The organism is Glycomyces amatae (assembly GCF_020991375.1).
GTDB lineage: Bacteria > Actinomycetota > Actinomycetes > Mycobacteriales > Micromonosporaceae > Glycomyces > Glycomyces amatae.
Genome location: NZ_JAJLQZ010000009.1, coordinates 144,044 through 160,549 on the forward strand (window position 1 = coordinate 144,044; position 16,506 = coordinate 160,549).

The 16,506-nt window shown below is 74.6% G+C and carries 13 protein-coding genes and 1 pseudogene; 8 read left to right on the forward strand and 6 right to left on the reverse strand.

Translation table 11 applies throughout. The features are described from left to right. Window positions 1–60 precede the first annotated feature (60 nt). The 3 genes from LO763_RS29900 (at window position 61) to LO763_RS15815 (ending at window position 3,708) form a co-directional block, all read left to right on the forward strand. Window positions 61–1,254 (forward strand): acyl-CoA dehydrogenase family protein, encoded by a 1,194-nt coding sequence (locus LO763_RS29900; protein WP_230786024.1) that lies wholly within the window; start codon window positions 61–63, stop codon window positions 1,252–1,254. Continuing rightward, entirely contained in the window at window positions 1,248–2,294 is a 1,047-nt protein-coding gene (locus LO763_RS15810; RefSeq protein ID WP_369432003.1) for a type III polyketide synthase, read from the forward strand. Before LO763_RS29900 ends, LO763_RS15810 begins: the two co-directional genes overlap by 7 nt. A 244-nt stretch (window positions 2,295–2,538) precedes the next feature. Further along, window positions 2,539–3,708 carry a Cmx/CmrA family chloramphenicol efflux MFS transporter gene (locus tag LO763_RS15815; RefSeq protein WP_230786028.1) on the forward strand — a complete coding sequence of 390 codons (1,170 nt, stop codon included), beginning with the start codon at window positions 2,539–2,541 and terminating at the stop codon, window positions 3,706–3,708. Window positions 3,709–3,757: 49 nt separating this feature from the next. Here the strand turns inward: LO763_RS15815 and LO763_RS15820 are convergent, their stop codons facing one another. The 3 genes from LO763_RS15820 to LO763_RS15830 all read right to left on the reverse strand — a co-directional run bounded on the left by LO763_RS15820 (window position 3,758) and on the right by LO763_RS15830 (window position 6,342). Then, on the reverse strand, window positions 3,758–4,273 hold the full coding sequence (locus LO763_RS15820; RefSeq protein WP_230786030.1) for a potassium channel family protein: 516 nt from the start codon (window positions 4,271–4,273) through the stop codon (window positions 3,758–3,760). A gap of 64 nt (window positions 4,274–4,337) precedes the next feature. Then, on the reverse strand, window positions 4,338–5,639 hold the full coding sequence (locus tag LO763_RS15825) for a chloride channel protein (protein ID WP_230786032.1): 1,302 nt from the start codon (window positions 5,637–5,639) through the stop codon (window positions 4,338–4,340). 142 nt (window positions 5,640–5,781) lie between these two features. Then, window positions 5,782–6,342 (reverse strand): TetR/AcrR family transcriptional regulator, encoded by a 561-nt coding sequence (locus LO763_RS15830; RefSeq protein ID WP_230786034.1) that lies wholly within the window; start codon window positions 6,340–6,342, stop codon window positions 5,782–5,784. A 168-nt stretch (window positions 6,343–6,510) separates the two neighbouring features. On the opposite strand from LO763_RS15830, the gene LO763_RS15835 reads away from it, so the two are divergent. After that, the gene (locus LO763_RS15835) at window positions 6,511–8,028 is read left to right on the forward strand and encodes an MDR family MFS transporter (RefSeq protein WP_230786035.1); all 1,518 of its coding nucleotides are present in this window, start codon (window positions 6,511–6,513) and stop codon (window positions 8,026–8,028) included. Window positions 8,029–8,296: 268 nt separating this feature from the next. Further along, window positions 8,297–10,615 carry an alpha-amylase family glycosyl hydrolase gene (locus LO763_RS15840; protein WP_369432009.1) on the forward strand — a complete coding sequence of 773 codons (2,319 nt, stop codon included), beginning with the start codon at window positions 8,297–8,299 and terminating at the stop codon, window positions 10,613–10,615. A 158-nt stretch (window positions 10,616–10,773) separates the two neighbouring features. On the opposite strand, the gene LO763_RS15845 is transcribed toward LO763_RS15840, so the two are convergent. Together LO763_RS15845 and LO763_RS15850 are read right to left on the reverse strand one after the other, a co-directional pair. Further along, the gene (locus LO763_RS15845; protein ID WP_230786039.1) at window positions 10,774–11,034 is read right to left on the reverse strand and encodes a hypothetical protein; all 261 of its coding nucleotides are present in this window, start codon (window positions 11,032–11,034) and stop codon (window positions 10,774–10,776) included. Next, window positions 11,031–11,843, reverse strand: coding sequence for a phytanoyl-CoA dioxygenase family protein (locus tag LO763_RS15850; RefSeq protein ID WP_230786040.1), 813 nt, complete (start codon window positions 11,841–11,843; stop codon window positions 11,031–11,033). The genes LO763_RS15845 and LO763_RS15850 overlap by 4 nt, the downstream gene beginning before the upstream one ends. A gap of 367 nt (window positions 11,844–12,210) precedes the next feature. Between LO763_RS15850 and LO763_RS29905 the strand changes: the two are divergent. From LO763_RS29905 to LO763_RS15860, 3 genes and pseudogenes are all read left to right on the forward strand, one after another. Beyond that, window positions 12,211–12,666: pseudogene (locus LO763_RS29905) on the forward strand (helix-turn-helix domain-containing protein); the annotation flags it as partial. Between the two features lie 60 nt (window positions 12,667–12,726). Then, complete coding sequence (locus LO763_RS15855; protein ID WP_369432010.1) at window positions 12,727–14,145, forward strand: GH1 family beta-glucosidase; 1,419 nt, start codon at window positions 12,727–12,729, stop codon at window positions 14,143–14,145. 3 nt (window positions 14,146–14,148) lie between these two features. Then, window positions 14,149–15,420 (forward strand): MFS transporter, encoded by a 1,272-nt coding sequence (locus LO763_RS15860; RefSeq protein ID WP_230786044.1) that lies wholly within the window; start codon window positions 14,149–14,151, stop codon window positions 15,418–15,420. A 32-nt stretch (window positions 15,421–15,452) separates the two neighbouring features. On the opposite strand, the gene LO763_RS15865 is transcribed toward LO763_RS15860, so the two are convergent. Next, a complete protein-coding gene (locus tag LO763_RS15865; RefSeq protein ID WP_230786046.1) occupies window positions 15,453–16,418 on the reverse strand; it encodes a GlxA family transcriptional regulator in 966 nt (321 codons plus the stop codon). Window positions 16,419–16,506 lie beyond the last annotated feature (88 nt).

Sequence of the window (16,506 nt, forward strand, 5' to 3'; positions counted from 1 at the left end):
GGGCACTGGTCACGGAACGGCCGCCGCGCGGCCGGGACCGCCGACCGGAGGAGTGCGCCCGTGACGACCGGAACCAGCCCCGACGACAATCCGGCGCTCGCGCCGGCCCGCGAGATCGCACCGCGCTTCGCCGACCGCGCCGCGGCCCACGACGAGCGGGGGCGGTTCCCCGAGGCGGACTTCGCCGACCTGCGCGAGGCCGGGCTCCTGGGCCTGATGGTCCCCGCCCGGCTCGGCGGCTTCGGCGCGTCCTTCGCCCAGTACGCCGCCGTGGCGCGGGAACTGGCCCGCGGCGCGGGCTCGACCGCGCTCATCTTCAACATGCACGCCTCGGTCACCGGCGCGCTCGCCCATACCCCCGACCACCTCATCCGCTCGCTCGGCGCGCCCGAGAGCTCCTTCGAGGCCCGCGACAAGGCGCTCGCGGCCGCCGCCGACGGCGCCCTCTACGCGGTCGCCATGAGCGAGCGCGGCGGCGGCTCGCGCCTCTCGCGCACCCAGACCCGCTACCGCGCCGTCGAAGGCGGCTACCGGATCACCGGCAGCAAGGCCTTCGTCTCCGGCGCCGGGCACGCCGACGCCTACCTCGTGACCGCCCGCGACGACGACGGCGACGGGGAGCCGCAGGTCTCGCACTTCCTGGTGCCCGCCGGCGACGGCGTCCGCGTCGAGGAGACCTGGGACTCGCTCGGCATGCGCGCCACCGGCAGCCACGACCTCCACCTCGACGCCGAAGTGGGGGCCGACGCGCTCCTGGGCGGCATCGAGGGCCTCGCGCTCGTCCTCGCCGAGACGATGCCGCAGTGGCTGGTCGCCTCCTACTCGGCGGTGTACGCCGGGGTCGCGCGCGCCGCCGTGGACGCCGCGGCCGACCACGCCCGCTCCCGCGGCCTCGACGGCCTCGCGCCGGTGCGCGCCCGCCTGGGCCGCGCCGAGGCCGCCGTCGCCGCCGCCGAACTCGTCGTCGCCGAGGCGGCCGCCCGCGTCGACGCCGACCCGGGCGCCCCCGACACCAACCGCTGGGTGTGGCGCGCCAAGCTCACCGCCGGGGACACGGCCTTCCAGGTCGCCTCCTCGATGCTCGAGGCCGCCGGGACCTCGGCCTCGCGCCGCGGCCACCCGCTCGAGCGGCTCTACCGCGACGCCCGCTGCGGCGCGCTCCAACCGGCGACCTCCGACGTGTGCGCCGACTGGCTCGGCGCCGCCGCCCTCGGCGCCGACCCCGACCACGACACCGGGACGCCGCGGTGGTGACCGCGGCCATCACCGGGCTCGGCACCGCCCTGCCGCCCGAGTACACGCAGGAATGGCTGTGGGACAACGTCTTCCGCACCCACTTCAACGGCAGCCGGATCGCCAAGCGCATGTTCGACGGCTCCGGCGTCGACCGCCGCCACTCGGCCACGGCCCCCTACGAGTTCGCCGACGTCGCCGCCTGGTCCACCGAGGCGCGCATGCGCCGCTACGCCGACCGGGCCCCCGCCCTGGGCCTGCGGGCCGTCCGCACGGCCCTGGCCGAGGCCGGCACCGCGGCCGACGAGATCGGGCTGCTCGCCGTCGCCACGTGCACCGGCTACGGCACGCCCGGCACCGACATCGAACTGGCCGCCGCGCTCCCGCTGCGCCCCGACGCGCGCCGCCTCCTGGTGGGCCACATGGGCTGCCACGCGGCGCTGCCCGCGCTCGGCGCCGTGAGCGAGTACGTCGCGGCCAACGACCGGCCCGCCGTGCTCCTGTGCCTCGAGCTGACCTCGCTGCACCTCCAGCCGGGCTCGACCGACATCGAGCAGGCGGTCACCCACGCGCTGTTCAGCGACGCCGCCGCCGCGGTCGTCGTGCGCCCCGGCGACGGCGCCCCGGGCCTGCGGGTCGTGGACGTCGCCGCCCGCACCGACACCGCCAGGACCGAGTACATGACCTGGCGCGTCACCGACCTGGGCTTCCGGATGGGACTGTCCCCGCAGGTGCCCGACGCGCTCGCCGAGCACGTGGGGCCCATGGTGAAGGACCTCCTGGCCCGGCACGGCCTCGACCCGTCCGACGTGCGCTCGTGGGCCGTCCACCCCGGCGGGCCCCGCGTGGTCGACGCGATCCAGGAGGGCCTCGACCTCGACCCCGCCGCGCTGGAGGTCTCGCGGCGGGTGCTCGCCGAGCACGGCAACTGCTCCTCGGCCACGGTGCTGCTGGTCCTGCGCGAGCTCATGGACCGCGGCCTGCCGCCGGGCCCGCTCGTGGCCCTGGCCTTCGGCCCCGGCCTCACCCTCTACGCGGTCCTGATGGAGGCCGCCGGCTGACGGCGCCGAAAACGCGGTGCGCCGCCGCCGCGCCGCGTGATAGGTTCCCGCCCATGTCCGCTCCCGAAGCGTCCAGACGGGGGCTGCCGGTCCGCCGGTAGCCCGCGACGCCGCCCGCCGACCCGGTCCCGGGTCCCCCGGGCACACCGCCCTGCCCAGTGAACGGCAGGGCCGCCCTCCGCGCGTCCGAAGCACCGGCGACCCATGCGCCCGCCCGTTCCTTCCACGCTTCGGAGTCCTTTCCATGCCGTTCCTCCTCCACATGCTCGCCGTCGCCGTCTTCGCGCAGGGCTGCTCGGAGTTCATGCTCGCCGGGCTGCTGCCCGGCATCGCCGCCGAACTCGGCGTCACCGTCGCCCAGGCGGGCCTGCTCACCTCGGCGTTCGCCGCCGGCATGGTGGCCGGCGCGCCGGCCATGGCCGCGCTCGGCCGCCGCTGGCCGCCCCGCGCGGCCCTCGCGGGTTTCCTCGGCCTGTTCATCGCCGCGCACGTCGTCGGCGCCCTCACCGGCGACTTCGGGCTGCTGCTCGCCACCCGCGCGATCGCGGCCGCGGCGAACGCGGGCTTCCTGGCCCTCGCCCTGTCCACCGTCGCCGCCCTCGTCCCGCCGCAGTCGCGGGCGCGGGCGCTCGCCGCGGTGCTGGGCGGGACCACGCTCGCGCTCGTCGCCGGGGCCCCCGCCGGGGCGCTGCTCGGCGACGCCCTCGGCTGGCGCGCGGCGCTGTGGGCCGTCGCGATCGCCGCCGCCCCGGCCCTGGCCGCCGTGCTCGCCGCCGTCCCCGCCCGCGTCGGGGACGGCGGCCCGCGGCCGGTGCTGCGGGCCGAACTGCGGGTCCTCGCCCGGCCCGGGCTCCGGCTCGTCCTGGCCCTCGGCGTCCTGGTGAACGGCGCGACGTTCGGCGCGTTCACCTTCCTCGCGCCCCTCGCCACCGGGCCCGCCGGGCTCGGGGCGTCCTCGGTCCCGATCGTGCTGGCACTGTTCGGCGCCGGCGCGTTCGCCGGGGTGCGGACGGCCGGGCGGCTCGCCGACCGGCACTGGCGGGCGCTCCTGGCCGCGGGCGCGCCGCTGCTGCTCCTGGGCTGGGTCCTGCTCGCGTCCGCCGCGGCCTGGCCCGCCGCCCTGTACGCGCTCGCGTTCACGCAAGGGGCGCTCTCGTTCGCGGTGGGCGCCACGCTCATCGGGCGCGCCATGGCCGCCGCCGAGGGCGCGCCGACGATGGGCGGGGCCTACGCGACCGCCGCGCTCAACGTCGGCGCGATGCTCGGCCCCGTCCTCGCCGGGATCGGGCTCGACGCGTACGGTCCACGCGGCCCGGTCCTGGTCGGCGCGGCGCTCGTGCTCGCGGCCGTCCTCCTCGCGGCGCCCCGGGCGGCGCGCCGACCTCTCGCGCGGGTCGGCGCCGCAGCCGAGTGACGCAGCCGAATGACGCCCCGGCGGCAGGCACAGCGTGCCTGCCGCCGGGTCACGCCGGGTCGCGCCGGCGGGCCGACCTGGCTGCGCGCGAGGCGACCCTGCGGGCCACGAGCGAGGCCGCTCCGGCGAGCGCGGTGAAGTTGAAGGCCATCTGCGCGCACAGCACCGCCCGGGCGATCTGCCCCTGCGCCGAGACGTCGCCGAACCCTACGGTCAACAGGGTGCTCAACGCGAAGTAGAGGGCGTCGATCCGCGTGTCCAGGCCGGTGAACTCGCCGGGCCGGTGCACCGCGACGGCGTAGTCGACGAGCGCGAACAGCAGGAGCCCGGCGACGACGCCGACGACCAGTTCGCCCAGCGGCGCGTCGGGGTCGCGCAGCTGCCGCACCGTCTGGCGGCCGATCACCAGGGCGACCACCCCGATCAGCACCAGGGCCAGCGCCCACCCCAGCACCAGCGGGAGCACGCCGCCCTCCGCCCGCACCGGGACCGCCGCGTAGGCGGCGACGAGCGCGGCGCACATGAGCGGATGGCGCACCGCCGCCAGCCGCGACCGCAGGGCCATGCGCACCTCCATGGTGTCCGTCGTCGCCCTGAGCCTAATGCGGCGCGGGCCCGGCGGCCGCCGATCACCCCTCGGCGGCACGCGGCCGGTCGACGAGCCGCGCGGTCACGAACGCGACCACGACCGCGACGAGGACGATCGGGGCCGTCGCCGCGGCGTCCGACCCCAGCAGCAGCGTGACCAGCACGGCCGCCGAGACCGGCAGCGGCAGGACCGCGGCGGTCGCCGCGGCCATGCCCGCGGCCATCGCCGGGCCCGCCCCGTACCCCGGCAGGCCGCCGAGCAGGACGCCGAAGGCCGCGCCCAGGAACAGCGCCGGGAAGATCGGCCCGCCGCGCAGCGCGGCCAGCGAGACCGCGTACGCCAGGCCCTTGAGGACCAGGAGCGCCACCAGCGCCCACGCGGCGGGCGCCGCCGCCCCCGCCGTGAGGACTCCCAGCGTGTCCTGGCCCGACAGGAGCACCTCGACCGGGCTGCGCCCCGTCAGCAGCGCGTACGCGGCGGCGCAGACGGCCGTGACCGCGACCGCGGCCATGGCCAGCGGCGCCGGGCGCGCGGCGGCGAGCGGCTCGAGACGGCGCCCGAGCCGGTGGACCAGGCCCGCGCCCGCCGCGACGAGCGCCGCCGCAGGGACCGTCCACAAAAGATCGGGGGCGTCGGGCCGGTCCGGGCCCTCGAGTCCCGGCAGCGCCAGGGAGGCGACCGGCAGGCCCGTCCAGGCGCCGAGCCCGGTGAACACCAGGGCGCCCACGCCCGCCGACAGCAGGCACGGCAGCACGACCCGCGTCGGCCTCGGACCGGAGAACCCGACCGCTTCGAGGATGAACACGGCCGCGACCAGGGGACTGCCGAAGATCACCGCGACCGCGGCGGCCGACCCCGAGACCCCGAGCACCCCGCTCTCGGGCGTGCCCTCCGCGGGGCCCCAGCACCGCGACAGGAGGACCGCCAGCCCGGCCCCGATCGCCATCAGCGGCGCCTCGGGCCCGAGCACCACCCCCAGCGGCAGGCCGCCCACGGCGGCGAGCAGCACCCCCGGCAGATGGGAGGGCGCGACCGCGTCGGCGCCCAGGCCCCGGACCGGGACGTGCCCGCCCCCGCCCGGCAGCCGCGTGATCGCCGCGGCGACGACGACGCCGCCGACCAGCAGCCACGGCGCGGGCCACCACCAGGGGACCGGGTCCAGGCCCCACCGCGACGGCAGCCCCTCCCACACCTGGTGGGTCAGCCAGTGCAGCAGCGCGAGGAACGCGAAGGCCGCCAGCGAGACGGGCACGCCGACGAGCGCGGAGAGACCGAGCACCCGCAGGTACCCGCGGGTGCTCGCGAGCCGCTCCAGGGGTCCGGCGGCCGGGGCCTGCTCCATGGGCGCTCCACTCTCCTCGGGCGCGCGGGCGGCGCACGACGCACTGTGGATCCTCCTACGGAACGGCCCCCGACTTCCGGGCAACGGCCGGGAACGGGCGCCCCGGGGGGAGCGCCGCGCGGCCGGCCTGATCGGGCGCGGCTCAGGCCGCGGCGGGGCGCAGCGCCGCCATCGTCCGGTCCAGGCAGCGCGCGAACGCCTCCGGGTCGGCCACGGCGTGAAGCATCGTCGCGTGCAGGCACGCGAACGCCCCGCCCACGGTCGCGCGCAGCAGCAGCGCGTCCGGCTCGCATCCGGTGCGGTCCGCCGCGCGGGCCACCAGCCGGTCGGCCAGCGTCCGCTGGAGCCGGTCGAGCCTGCCCAGGTAGGCGGCGAACAGCCGCGGGCTGCACTCGACGATCCGCTGGAGCGCGGCGTCGTGCTCGCGGTGACCGGGGTCGGTGTAGCGCTCTACGATCGGATCGAACGAGCGGCGCAGCGAGTCCCACTCCGGTTCGTCGCGGGGGCGCTCCGTGAGCCGCTCGGCCATGTCCTCGCCCAACCGGGCCAGGCTGTCGAGCACCACCTCATCCTTGGAGGCGAAGTACCGGAAGAAACTGCGCTGCGACATGCCGACCGCCGCGGCGATCTCGTCGACCGTCGTCTCCTCGAAGCCCTTCGCCACGAACAGGGACTCGGCGGTCCGTGCGATCCGCGACTGCACGGCCCGACGTGACACTTCTCGCAAACTCCCAGCGGCGGCCATAACCGGATGGTAGCAACTGCAATGATTGACAGTCGCTGACACTTACGGAAGACCCGCCCGCCCCACACCCGGGCACTGGGCGGGTTCGGCGCCGTCCAGGAACACCACCATCGAAGGAACCTCCCCATGACCGTTGACCAGCGACCACCCGACACCCCCGAGGCGCCCGACGCGGCCCCCGAGCCCGTCCCGGCCGCGCCGGCCGGTCCGGCCGGGCCCGTCCCGCGCCAGATCAAGCTCGTGCTCGGCGTGCTGCTCGTCGCCGCGTTCGTCATGATCCTCAACGAGACCGTGATGGGCGTGGCCCTGCCGCCCCTGATGGAGGAGTTCAGCCTCTCCGCGGCCACCGTCCAGTGGCTGACCACCGCGTTCATGCTGACCATGGCCGTGGTCATCCCCATGACCGGGCTCGTCCTCCAGCGGTTCACCACCCGGACGGTCTTCATCGCCTCGCTGGGCCTGTTCACCGCCGGCACCGTCCTGGCCGCGGCCGCCCCGGTCTTCCCGGTGCTCGTCGCCGCCCGCGTCATCCAGGCCAGCGGCACCGCGGTCATGCTGCCGCTCCTGATGACCACCGTCATGACCTTCATCCCCGCCGACCGGCGCGGGCGCACCATCGGGCTCATCACGATCGTCATCGCCGTCGCCCCCGCGCTCGGCCCGACCTTCTCCGGGTTCATCCTCTCGCAGCTCAACTGGCGCTTCATGTTCATCGCCGTGCTGCCGATCGCCGCGGTCGGCCTGGTCCTGGGCGCGGTCCTCATCAAGAACCTCGCCGAACCCCGCCAGGTCAAGTTCGACCTGCTGTCGGCGCTGCTCTCCGCGGTCGCCTTCGGCGGCCTCATCTACGGCCTCTCCAGCTTCGGCGAGTCCGCGGCCGGGGCGCACACGCCCGTCCCGCCCCTCGCGGCGGTCGGCGCCGGCGCCCTCTCGCTGGCCCTGTTCGTCCTCCGCCAGCTGCGGCTCCAGCGCACCGGCTCGCCGCTGATGGACCTGCGGGCCTTCCGCAGCCGCCCCTTCACCGTCGGCGTGATCATGCTGCTGGTGACGATGGCGGCCCTGTTCGGCTCGCTCATCCTGCTGCCGATCTACCTTCAGAACGTGCTCGGGCTGACCACGCTGGAGACCGGCCTGGTGGTCCTGCCCGGCGGCCTCGCGATGGGGCTCACCGGCCCGGTCGTCGGGCGCCTCTTCGACCGCTTCGGCCCCCGGCCCCTGGTCATCCCGGGCGCGTTCGGCGTGGCGAGCGCGCTCGGCCTCATGACGATGCTCGACCAGGACAGCCCGACGTGGTTCGTCGTGGTCATCCACGTCGCCATGAGCCTCAGCATGAGCCTGCTCATGACCCCGCTCATGACCTCCTCGCTCGGTTCGCTGAGCCCGGAGCTGTACTCGCACGGCAGCGCCATCGTCAGCACGCTCCAGCAGGTCGCCGGGGCCGCGGGCACCGCCCTGTTCATCACGCTGATGACCACCGGCGCCGCCGCGAGCCTCGAGGGCGGGTCCGACCGGATCGCCGCCGAGGCCGCGGGCATCCACCAGGCGTTCCTGTGGGGCGCGGGCATGGCCCTGGTGTCCGTGGCCGCCTCGTTCCTGGTCAGGAAGCCGGACACGCCGACCGGCGAGGCCGTCATGTCCCACTAGCGCGCGACGATCAACGCCGCCCGGCCCCCGCCAGGGGCCGGGCGGTCGTCGTCGTACCCCCGCCTCGACCACATATCAATACATGGCTATATAGAAAATCCTGTGCTAAAGTTCGGTCAGTTCTTGCAAGAACTGCAAGAAAACATCTGGGAATGGCAAGAAGCATCTTCACCGACGATCATGCCCACAGGAGTTCGACATGACACGCGAACTGCGCGGCCGCTCCCGGCGACACCGACCGCTCGCCACCCTCTTCGCCCTCGCCGCCATGCTCATAACACTGCTGACCAGCCCCGCCTCGGCCGCTTCGGCCGCCACGGCCACCGTTCACTACCGGGCCCCCGCCGACTGGGCCGCCGTCAACCTCCACTACGCGCCCGACGGCGGCTCCTGGACCGCCGTCCCCGGCGTCGCCATGGCCCCCGCCTGCACCGGCTGGCACTCGTACACCGTCGACCTCGGCACCGCGACCGGCGCGCAGATCGTGTTCAACGACGGCGCCGGCACCTGGGACAACAACCGCGGCGCGAACTACCGGATCGGCTCGGGGGACATCACCGTCTCCGGCGGGCGGATCGGCTCCGGCGACCCCTGCGCCGCCACCGAACCGCCCGACCCCGAACCCGAGCCCGAGGCGCCCACCACCGGCGAGATGCTCGGCGGCGACCCCCGCCAAGACCCCATCTACTTCGTCATGACCGCCCGCTTCTACGACGGCGACGCGTCCAACGACCGCGGCGGCGCCAAGCACGAGGCCTCCGGCAACGCCGGATACGACGACCCCATGTTCCGCGGCGACTTCTCCGGCCTCATCGAGCGACTCGACTACATCAAGGCCCTCGGGTTCTCCGCCGTGTGGATCACCCCCGTGGTCCTCAACCGCTCCGACTACGACTACCACGGCTACCACGGGTACGACTTCTACGAGATCGACGCCCGCCTCGAATCCGAGGGCGCCTCCTACCAGGACCTCATCGACACCGCTCACGCCAAGGGCATGAAGATCTACCAGGACGTCGTCTTCAACCACTCCTCCCGGTGGGGCGCGGTCGGCCTGGAGACGCCCACCGTCTACGGCGTCCAGGACGACCAGTGGGGCGACTTCTACGACACGCACAACCCCGACTTCGCCTACGACGGCCTCGCCGTCGAGCCGAACTCGGGCCGCTCGCACTACAACGGCGACCTGTGGTCCACCGAGGAGCCCGCGGGCAACACCTGCCGCAACTGGGGCCAGTTCACCGGCGACCACAGCGCCGAGGGCTGGAAGGTCTACCACTGCCAGTGGCCCAACCCGACCACCGGCATGTTCTCCGCCGCGAACTACCACCAGTGCTGGATCGGCAACTGGGAGGGCGAGGACGCCCGCTCCTGCTGGATCCACGAGGACCTCGCCGACTTCAACACCGAGGACGAGGCGGTGCAGGAGTACCTGCTCGGCGCCTACGAGCGGTTCATCGACATGGGCGTCGACGGCTTCCGCGTGGACACGGCCGTCCACATCCCCCGCGTCACCTGGAACCGGGTCTTCCTGCCCGCCCTCGAGGAGCACCTCGTCGCCAAGTACGGGGAGGAGAAGGCCGAGGACTTCTACATCTTCGGCGAGGTCGCCGCGTTCGTCCACGACCGCTGGAACCGCGGCTCGGTCAACCACTCCGCCCAGTTCTACACCTGGCAGGAGCGCCGCGAGTACGCGCAGGACGACGCCGCCGCCGCGCTCGAGCAGTACGCGTGGGAGAACTCCCAGGGCACCGAGAACCAGCCCACCAGCGACAACGCCTTCCTGGACGGCAACGAGTACCACGAGCCGGACCACTCGCGGTTCTCCGGCATGAACATCATCGACATGCGCATGCACATGAACTTCGGGGAGGCCTCGAACGCGTTCTTCAACGGCAAGGACTCCGACGCCTGGGTCAACGACGCGACCTACAACGCCGTCTACGTCGACTCCCACGACTACGGCCCCAACAAGTCCAGCACCCGCTACGCGGGCGGCACCGACGCCTGGGCCGAGAACATGAACCTCATGTGGACCTTCCGCGGCGTCCCCACCCTCTACTATGGATCGGAGATCGAGTTCCAGGCCGGCGTTCGGATCGACTGCGGGCCGACCTGCCCGCTCGCCGAGACCGGCCGCGCCTACTTCGGCGACCACCTCGAGGGCGCCCTGGCGGTGAGCGACTTCGGCCGCGTCGACTCGGCCTCCGGTGCCGTCGCCGCCACGCTGGACCAGCCGCTGGTCCAGCACCTCCAGCGCCTCAACGAGATCCGCCGCGCCGTCCCGGCCCTGTCCATGGGCCAGTACTCCACCGAGGGCGTCAGCGGAGGCATCGCCTTCAAGCGCCGCTACACCGACGACGCGACCGACAGCTTCGCCCTGGTCGCGATCACCGGATCGGCGACGTTCAGCGGCATCCCCGACGGCACCTACACCGACGCCGTCACCGGCGCGACGCAGACGGTCACCGGCGGCACCCTGACCGCCTCGGTCTCAGGTCGGGGCGACATGGCCGTATGGGTCCTCGACACCGCCCTGACGCCCGCCCCCGGCCAGGTCGGCGACGACGGCCCCTACCTGTCCTGACCTTGCCTCCCAGAAGGACCGGCCCGGCCGCGCGGCGACCCCGCGCGGCCGGGCCGGTCCACCCGGGGTCAGTCCGCGACGCCCACCGGCGCGAGCGCCTGCTCCGGACCGCGCGGACCCGGACTGGGTGGACCGGCCCGGGCCCGCCGGAGCAGGGCCTAGACGAGCTTCTCGAACCAGAACTCGTGCTTGAGGAACGACGTGTCGTACTCGTGCCCCGGGTAGGGCGGGACGAGCTGCGAGGCCTGGAAGAGCCGCCAGCCGTCCCGCAGCGCCTCGGCGCCCGTGCCGTACGGCGGCACGTCGCCGTCGCCGGTGGTCGGGCTCGTCCGGCCGGTGCCGTCGTAGAACGCCCAGCCCACCACGTCCGCGTCCAGCGCCGACGTGTTCAGGTAGAGGACGAGGACCTGCTGCTTCATGCGCTCCTCCCGGGGCGGTTGGCGACGCGCGTCGCCCAGTGGTCGATGTCGAAGGCGGCGTTCCCGGTCAGCGCCCGCCAGAGCCGCACGCGGTTGTAGACCTCGAGGCGGCCGGTCGCCGTCTCGTACCAGGGGAACTGGCGCGAGAGCTCGGCGGCCACCGCCGGGTCGTCGAGGTCGGCCGCGTCCCAGGTCCGCACCTGCGGGACGGTCGGGTTGAACCGGATCTTGTACATGTACCGGCGCGTCCCCGAGTCGTTGCGCCGCCCGCCGTGCCAGATCCCGTGGTGCAGCAGCACGACCGTGCCCGCCGGGCAGGTCAGGCGGCTCTGCCCGCGCAGGTTCTGGTACCGGCCGGTGTCGCTCTCGTTGGTGCGCCGCAGGTGGCTGCCGGGCACCGACAGGGTCCCGCCCATGTCGCCGGTGACCTCGTGCGGGTAGTACATGAGCTGCACGTCGAAGGCGTCGGCGCGGGTGTCGATGATCGCGTCGGCGTGGAGCGGCTGCGCCGAGCCTTCGTGCGGCTCGCGGACGTGGACGAAGTGGTGGTCGACCTCGGGGTCGGGCCCCACGAGGCTCCGGAGCGCCCCGGCCACGGCCGGGACCTCCAGGAGCGCCCGCGCGAACGAGCCCTCGGGGAAGGCCTTCGCCACCGGCGTCCCGTACGCGACGCGGGGGAGTGGTCCCTCGAACTCGGCGAGGGCCCGCTCGTTGAGGTCGGGCGGCACGACGGCGTCCATCCGGTGGAACCCGGAGGCGACGAACCGCGCCATCTCGACCGAAGTCAGCAGATGTTCAGTGGTTGCCATGCACCGACCATAGGAACTAATCTCGTTGCTGTCATTGGCCCGAATCACCGACAAGTGGTCTGTTCTCACCATGCATCACGTGCGACTCCATCTCGAAGCGGCCCCCGCGCCCGCCCAGGCGGGCATCGGCCTGCACGGCCGCGGCGTGCGCGAGGAGGTCTTCCGCCTGCCCGACCTGTGGCAGCTGCACCTGTACGACTACGAGGCCGAACTCGTCGTCGGCGGCGCGGTCCACCGGATCCGGCCCGGCCGCGTCAGCCTCATCCCGCCCGACACCGAGGCCCGCTTCCGCTACCGGGGCCCCTCCGAGCACCTCTACGTCCACTTCAGGCTCGAAGCGGCCGGCGCGGCGCACACCGTCCCGCTCATGCAGGACGCCGGGCCGGCCGCGCCCGCGCTCGCCGAGGCCCTGCGGCGCGCCGTCGCCGCCGCCCCCGCGGCCCCCGCCAGGGCCGCCGCCGAGGTCTGGACCGTCCTGTGGCGGCTCACCGAGCTGCCGCCCCGGGAGGCGCCCGCGCGCGAGGGCACCCACCCGGCCGTCGCGGCCGCGCTGGCCCACATCGAGGCGAACCTGCCGCGGCCGCTCACCGTCCCGGACATCGCCGCGGCGGTCGGGCTGTCGCACAACCACCTGACGCGCCTGTTCCACGCCGCGACCGGCGCCACCGTGGTCGCGTACCTCCGCCGCCGCCGCTTGGAGCGCGCCCGCCACCTCCTGGTGCACTCGACGCTGTCGATCGCGGCCGTCGCCGCGGCCGTGGGCGTCCCCGACCTCCAGGCGTTCAACAAGGCCTGCCGCCGCGAGCTCGGCGCCTCGCCCCGCGCGGTGCGGGCCGCGGGGGAGCGGCACGAGGCCGCGCAGAGGTTAACGCGCGGTGCACGGATGGTATCTTCACGAAGGTTATCCACGTCACGCTCGGAGGTTCCCGTGGCCGCACTGTCGCGACTGCCCGACGGATTCGCCTGGGGGGTCGCCACATCGGCCTTCCAGATCGAAGGCGCTGCGACCGAGGGCGGCCGGGGTCCGTCCGTATGGGACGCCTTCACGGACACGCCGGGGAAGATCCGCGACGGCCACACCGCCCGCACCGCCTGCGACCACTACCACCGCTACCCCGAGGACGTCGCCCTCATGAGGGACCTCGGCATCGACGTCTACCGCTTCTCCATCAGCTGGCCCCGCGTCCAGCCCACCGGCTCCGGCCCCGCCAACGAGGCCGGCCTCGACTTCTACGACCGGCTCGTCGACGCCCTCCTCGACGCCGGCGTCGCCCCCATGGCCACCCTCTTCCACTGGGACCTCCCGCAGGCGCTCGAGGACAACGACGCGGGCGCCCCCGGCGGCTGGCTCGACCGCGACACCGCCCACCGCTTCGCCGAGTACGCCCGCCTCGCCGCCGACCGCCTCGGCGACCGCGTGCGCCACTGGATCACCCTGAACGAGCCGTTCGAGCACATGGCCCTCGGCTACGCGCTCGGGCAGCACGCCCCCGGCCGCACCCTCCTCCTCGACGCCCTCCCCGCCGCCCACCACCAGCTGCTCGGCCACGGCCTCGCCACCGCGGCCCTCCGCGCCGCCGGCGCCCCGCACGTCATGCTCACCAACAGCTACACCCCCGCGGTCCCCTTCAGCGGCAACGAGTCCGACCTCGCCGCCGCCGACGCCTACGACGCGCTCCACCGCGGCGTCTTCACCGACCCCGTGCTCCTGGGCCGCTACCCCGACCTGTCCGCCTTCGGCCTCGGCGACACCGCCGAAGACCCGTCCGCCCTGCCCTTCGTCCGGGACGGCGACCTGGAGGCCGTCGCCCAGCCCCTCGACGGCCTCGGCGTCAACTACTACAACCCCACCCGCCTCGCCGCCCCGTCCCCCGAGACGGTGTTCCCCTTCGACATCGCCGAGTTCGACCACGCCCCGACCACCGACTTCGGCTGGCCCGTCATCCCCTCGGGCCTCACCCAGACCCTCGTCGACCTCACCCGCGACTACGGCGACGCCCTGCCCCCCTTGTGGGTCACCGAGAACGGCTGCTCCTACGACGTCGCCCCCGGCCCCGACGGCGCCGTCGACGACCGGCAGCGCATCGACTACCTCGACGCCCACGTGCGCGCCGTCGCCGACGCCGTCGACCAGGGCGCCGACGTCCGCGGCTACCTCGTGTGGAGCCTGCTCGACAACTTCGAGTGGGCCGAGGGCTTCCACCAGCGCTTCGGCCTCGTCCACGTGGACGGCGAGACCCGGGACCGCACCCCCAAGGCCTCCTACCACTGGTACCGGTCCCTCATCGCCGCCCAGGCCTGACCGGTGGACACCGCCCCTCCCGCCCCGCCCGCCGCCCTCGCCGAACCCGACCGCGAGGTGGGCCCCGTCTGGATCGGCGGCATCACCGCCGCCGTCCTCGGCCTCTACACGGCCTTCTTCACCCCGATCCAGGTGCTGCTCCCGCTCCAGCTCGCCGCGATCGACGAGGACGGCAAGGTCGCCGCCTTCGGCCTGGTCACCGGCGTCGGCGCGCTCGTCGCGGTCGTCGCCAACCCGCTCGCCGGGGCCCTCTCCGACCGCACCTCCGGGCGCTTCGGCAGGCGCCACCCCTGGACCCTCGGCGGCGTCCTCCTCGGCGCCGCCGCCCTCGCCCTCCTGGGCCACCAGGGGACCGTCCTCGGCGTCCTCGTCTGCTGGTGCCTCGCCCAGGCCGCGCTCAACGCCGGGTACGCCAGCGTCAACGCGGGCATCCCCGACCACGTCCCGGTCCGCCAGCGCGCCGTCGTCTCCGGCTGGATCGGCTTCCCCCAGGCGCTCGGGCTCGTCCTCGGCGCCGTCGTCGTGACCGTGCTCGTCACCGACCTCGCGGCCGGCTACCTCGCCATCGGCCTCGCCGCCGTCGCCCTGGCGCTCCCGTTCGTGCTGTCCACACCCGACCCGCCGCTGCCGCGCGCGGCCCGGGCGCCCTTCTCATGGCGGGCCCTTCGGGGCATGTTCTGGGTCTCCCCGCGCGAGCACCCCGACTTCGCCTGGGCCTGGTTCACGCGCTTCCTCGTCATGCTCGGCAACGCGATCGGCACCCTCTACCTCCTGTACTTCCTCCAGGACGCGGTCGGCTACGAGCGGCTGTTCCCCGGGCGCAGCGCCGACGAGGGCGTCCTGGTCCTGGTCGTGCTCTACACCCTCGGCACGGTCGCCACCGCGGTCGCCGGCGGCGTCGTCTCCGACCGGATCGGGCGCCGCAAGCCCCTGGTCGCCGCCTCCTGCGCGGTCATGGCGTCCGCGGCCCTGCTGCTGACCTTCTGGCACACCTGGCCCGCCGCGATCGCCGCGGCCGCGATCATGGGCGCGGGCTTCGGCGTGTACCTCTCGGTCGACCAGGCCCTCATCACCCAGGTCCTGCCCGCGGCCGCCGACCGCGCCAAGGACCTCGGCATCATCAACATCGCCAGCACCGCCCCGCAGGTCCTCGGCCCCGCGCTCGCGGCCCCGGTCGTCGCCCACTTCGGCGGGTACGGGTCCCTCTACGCCCTCGCCGCCGCCGTGACGCTCCTGGGCGGCCTCCTGATCTGGAAGGTCAAGTCCGTGCCGTGACGCCGCGGCGCCGGTCCAGCGCACCGGCGCGCTCAGGCGGCCGTCGAGGCCACCGACCGGTACTGCGAGGGCGCGATCCCGTACTCGCGCGTGAACGCCTGCCGCAGCGCCTCCGCCGAGGCGAACCCGCACCGCGCCGCCACGCGCGACACCGGCAGGCCCGACGCCGCCAGCAGCTGCGCCGCCGCGGCGAGCCGCGCGCCCCTGACGTACCGGCCCGGCGTCTGCCGCAGCTCCGCGCGGAACAGCCGCGTCAGGTGCCGGGGGCTGACCCGCGCCAGCCGCGCCAGCGCCGCCGTCGACAGGTCCCCGTCGAGGCGCTCGGCCACGTGGTCGGTCACCTTGCGGACCAGGCCGTGGTCGGCCGCGGGCGCGGCCGTGAACAGGCTCATCTGCGCCTGGTTCCCGGGCCGGTGGAGGTAGGTGACCATCGCCCGCGAGACCCAGCGGGCCATGTCGGCCCCGAAGTCCGCCTCGATGAACGACAGCGACAGGTCCAGCGCGCTGGTGACCCCGGCGGCGGTGTAGACGTTCCCGTCCTGCACCCAGATCGGCCTGGGGTCCACGGTGACCCGCTCGTACTCCTCGGCGAGCTCCCGCGCGAAGCGCCAGTGCGTGGTCGCCCGCCTCCCGTCGAGCAGGCCCGCCGCCGCGAGCACGCTCGCGCCCGTGCACAGCGAGGCCACCCGCTCGCTCTCGCGCGCCAGCCGCCGCACGTGCCCCGTGAACCGCTCGTCCCGCGCGGCGTCCGCGTGCCCCAGCCCGCCCGAGACCACCAGCGTCCCGATCGGGCCCCGGACGCGCTCCAGCACCGCCTGCCCGTTGAGCACCAGCCCCGACGAGCAGGTGACCGGCCGCCCGCCCGGCGTCGCCAAGGCCAGGTCGTAGCCCCGTGCGGGGTCGATCACGCGCACCGCGTCGAGGGTCGTGGTCACGCAGGCGATGTCGAGCAGCTCGGCGTCGTCGTAGCCCACGACGAGCACGCGGTGGCGGTCCATGCCCTCCATCCTAGGTCCGGAAGACCACGATCCCAAGATTTCGGACCTGCCGTCCCTCCGCGCTTGACCGCCCCCCTCCGGCCCGGGA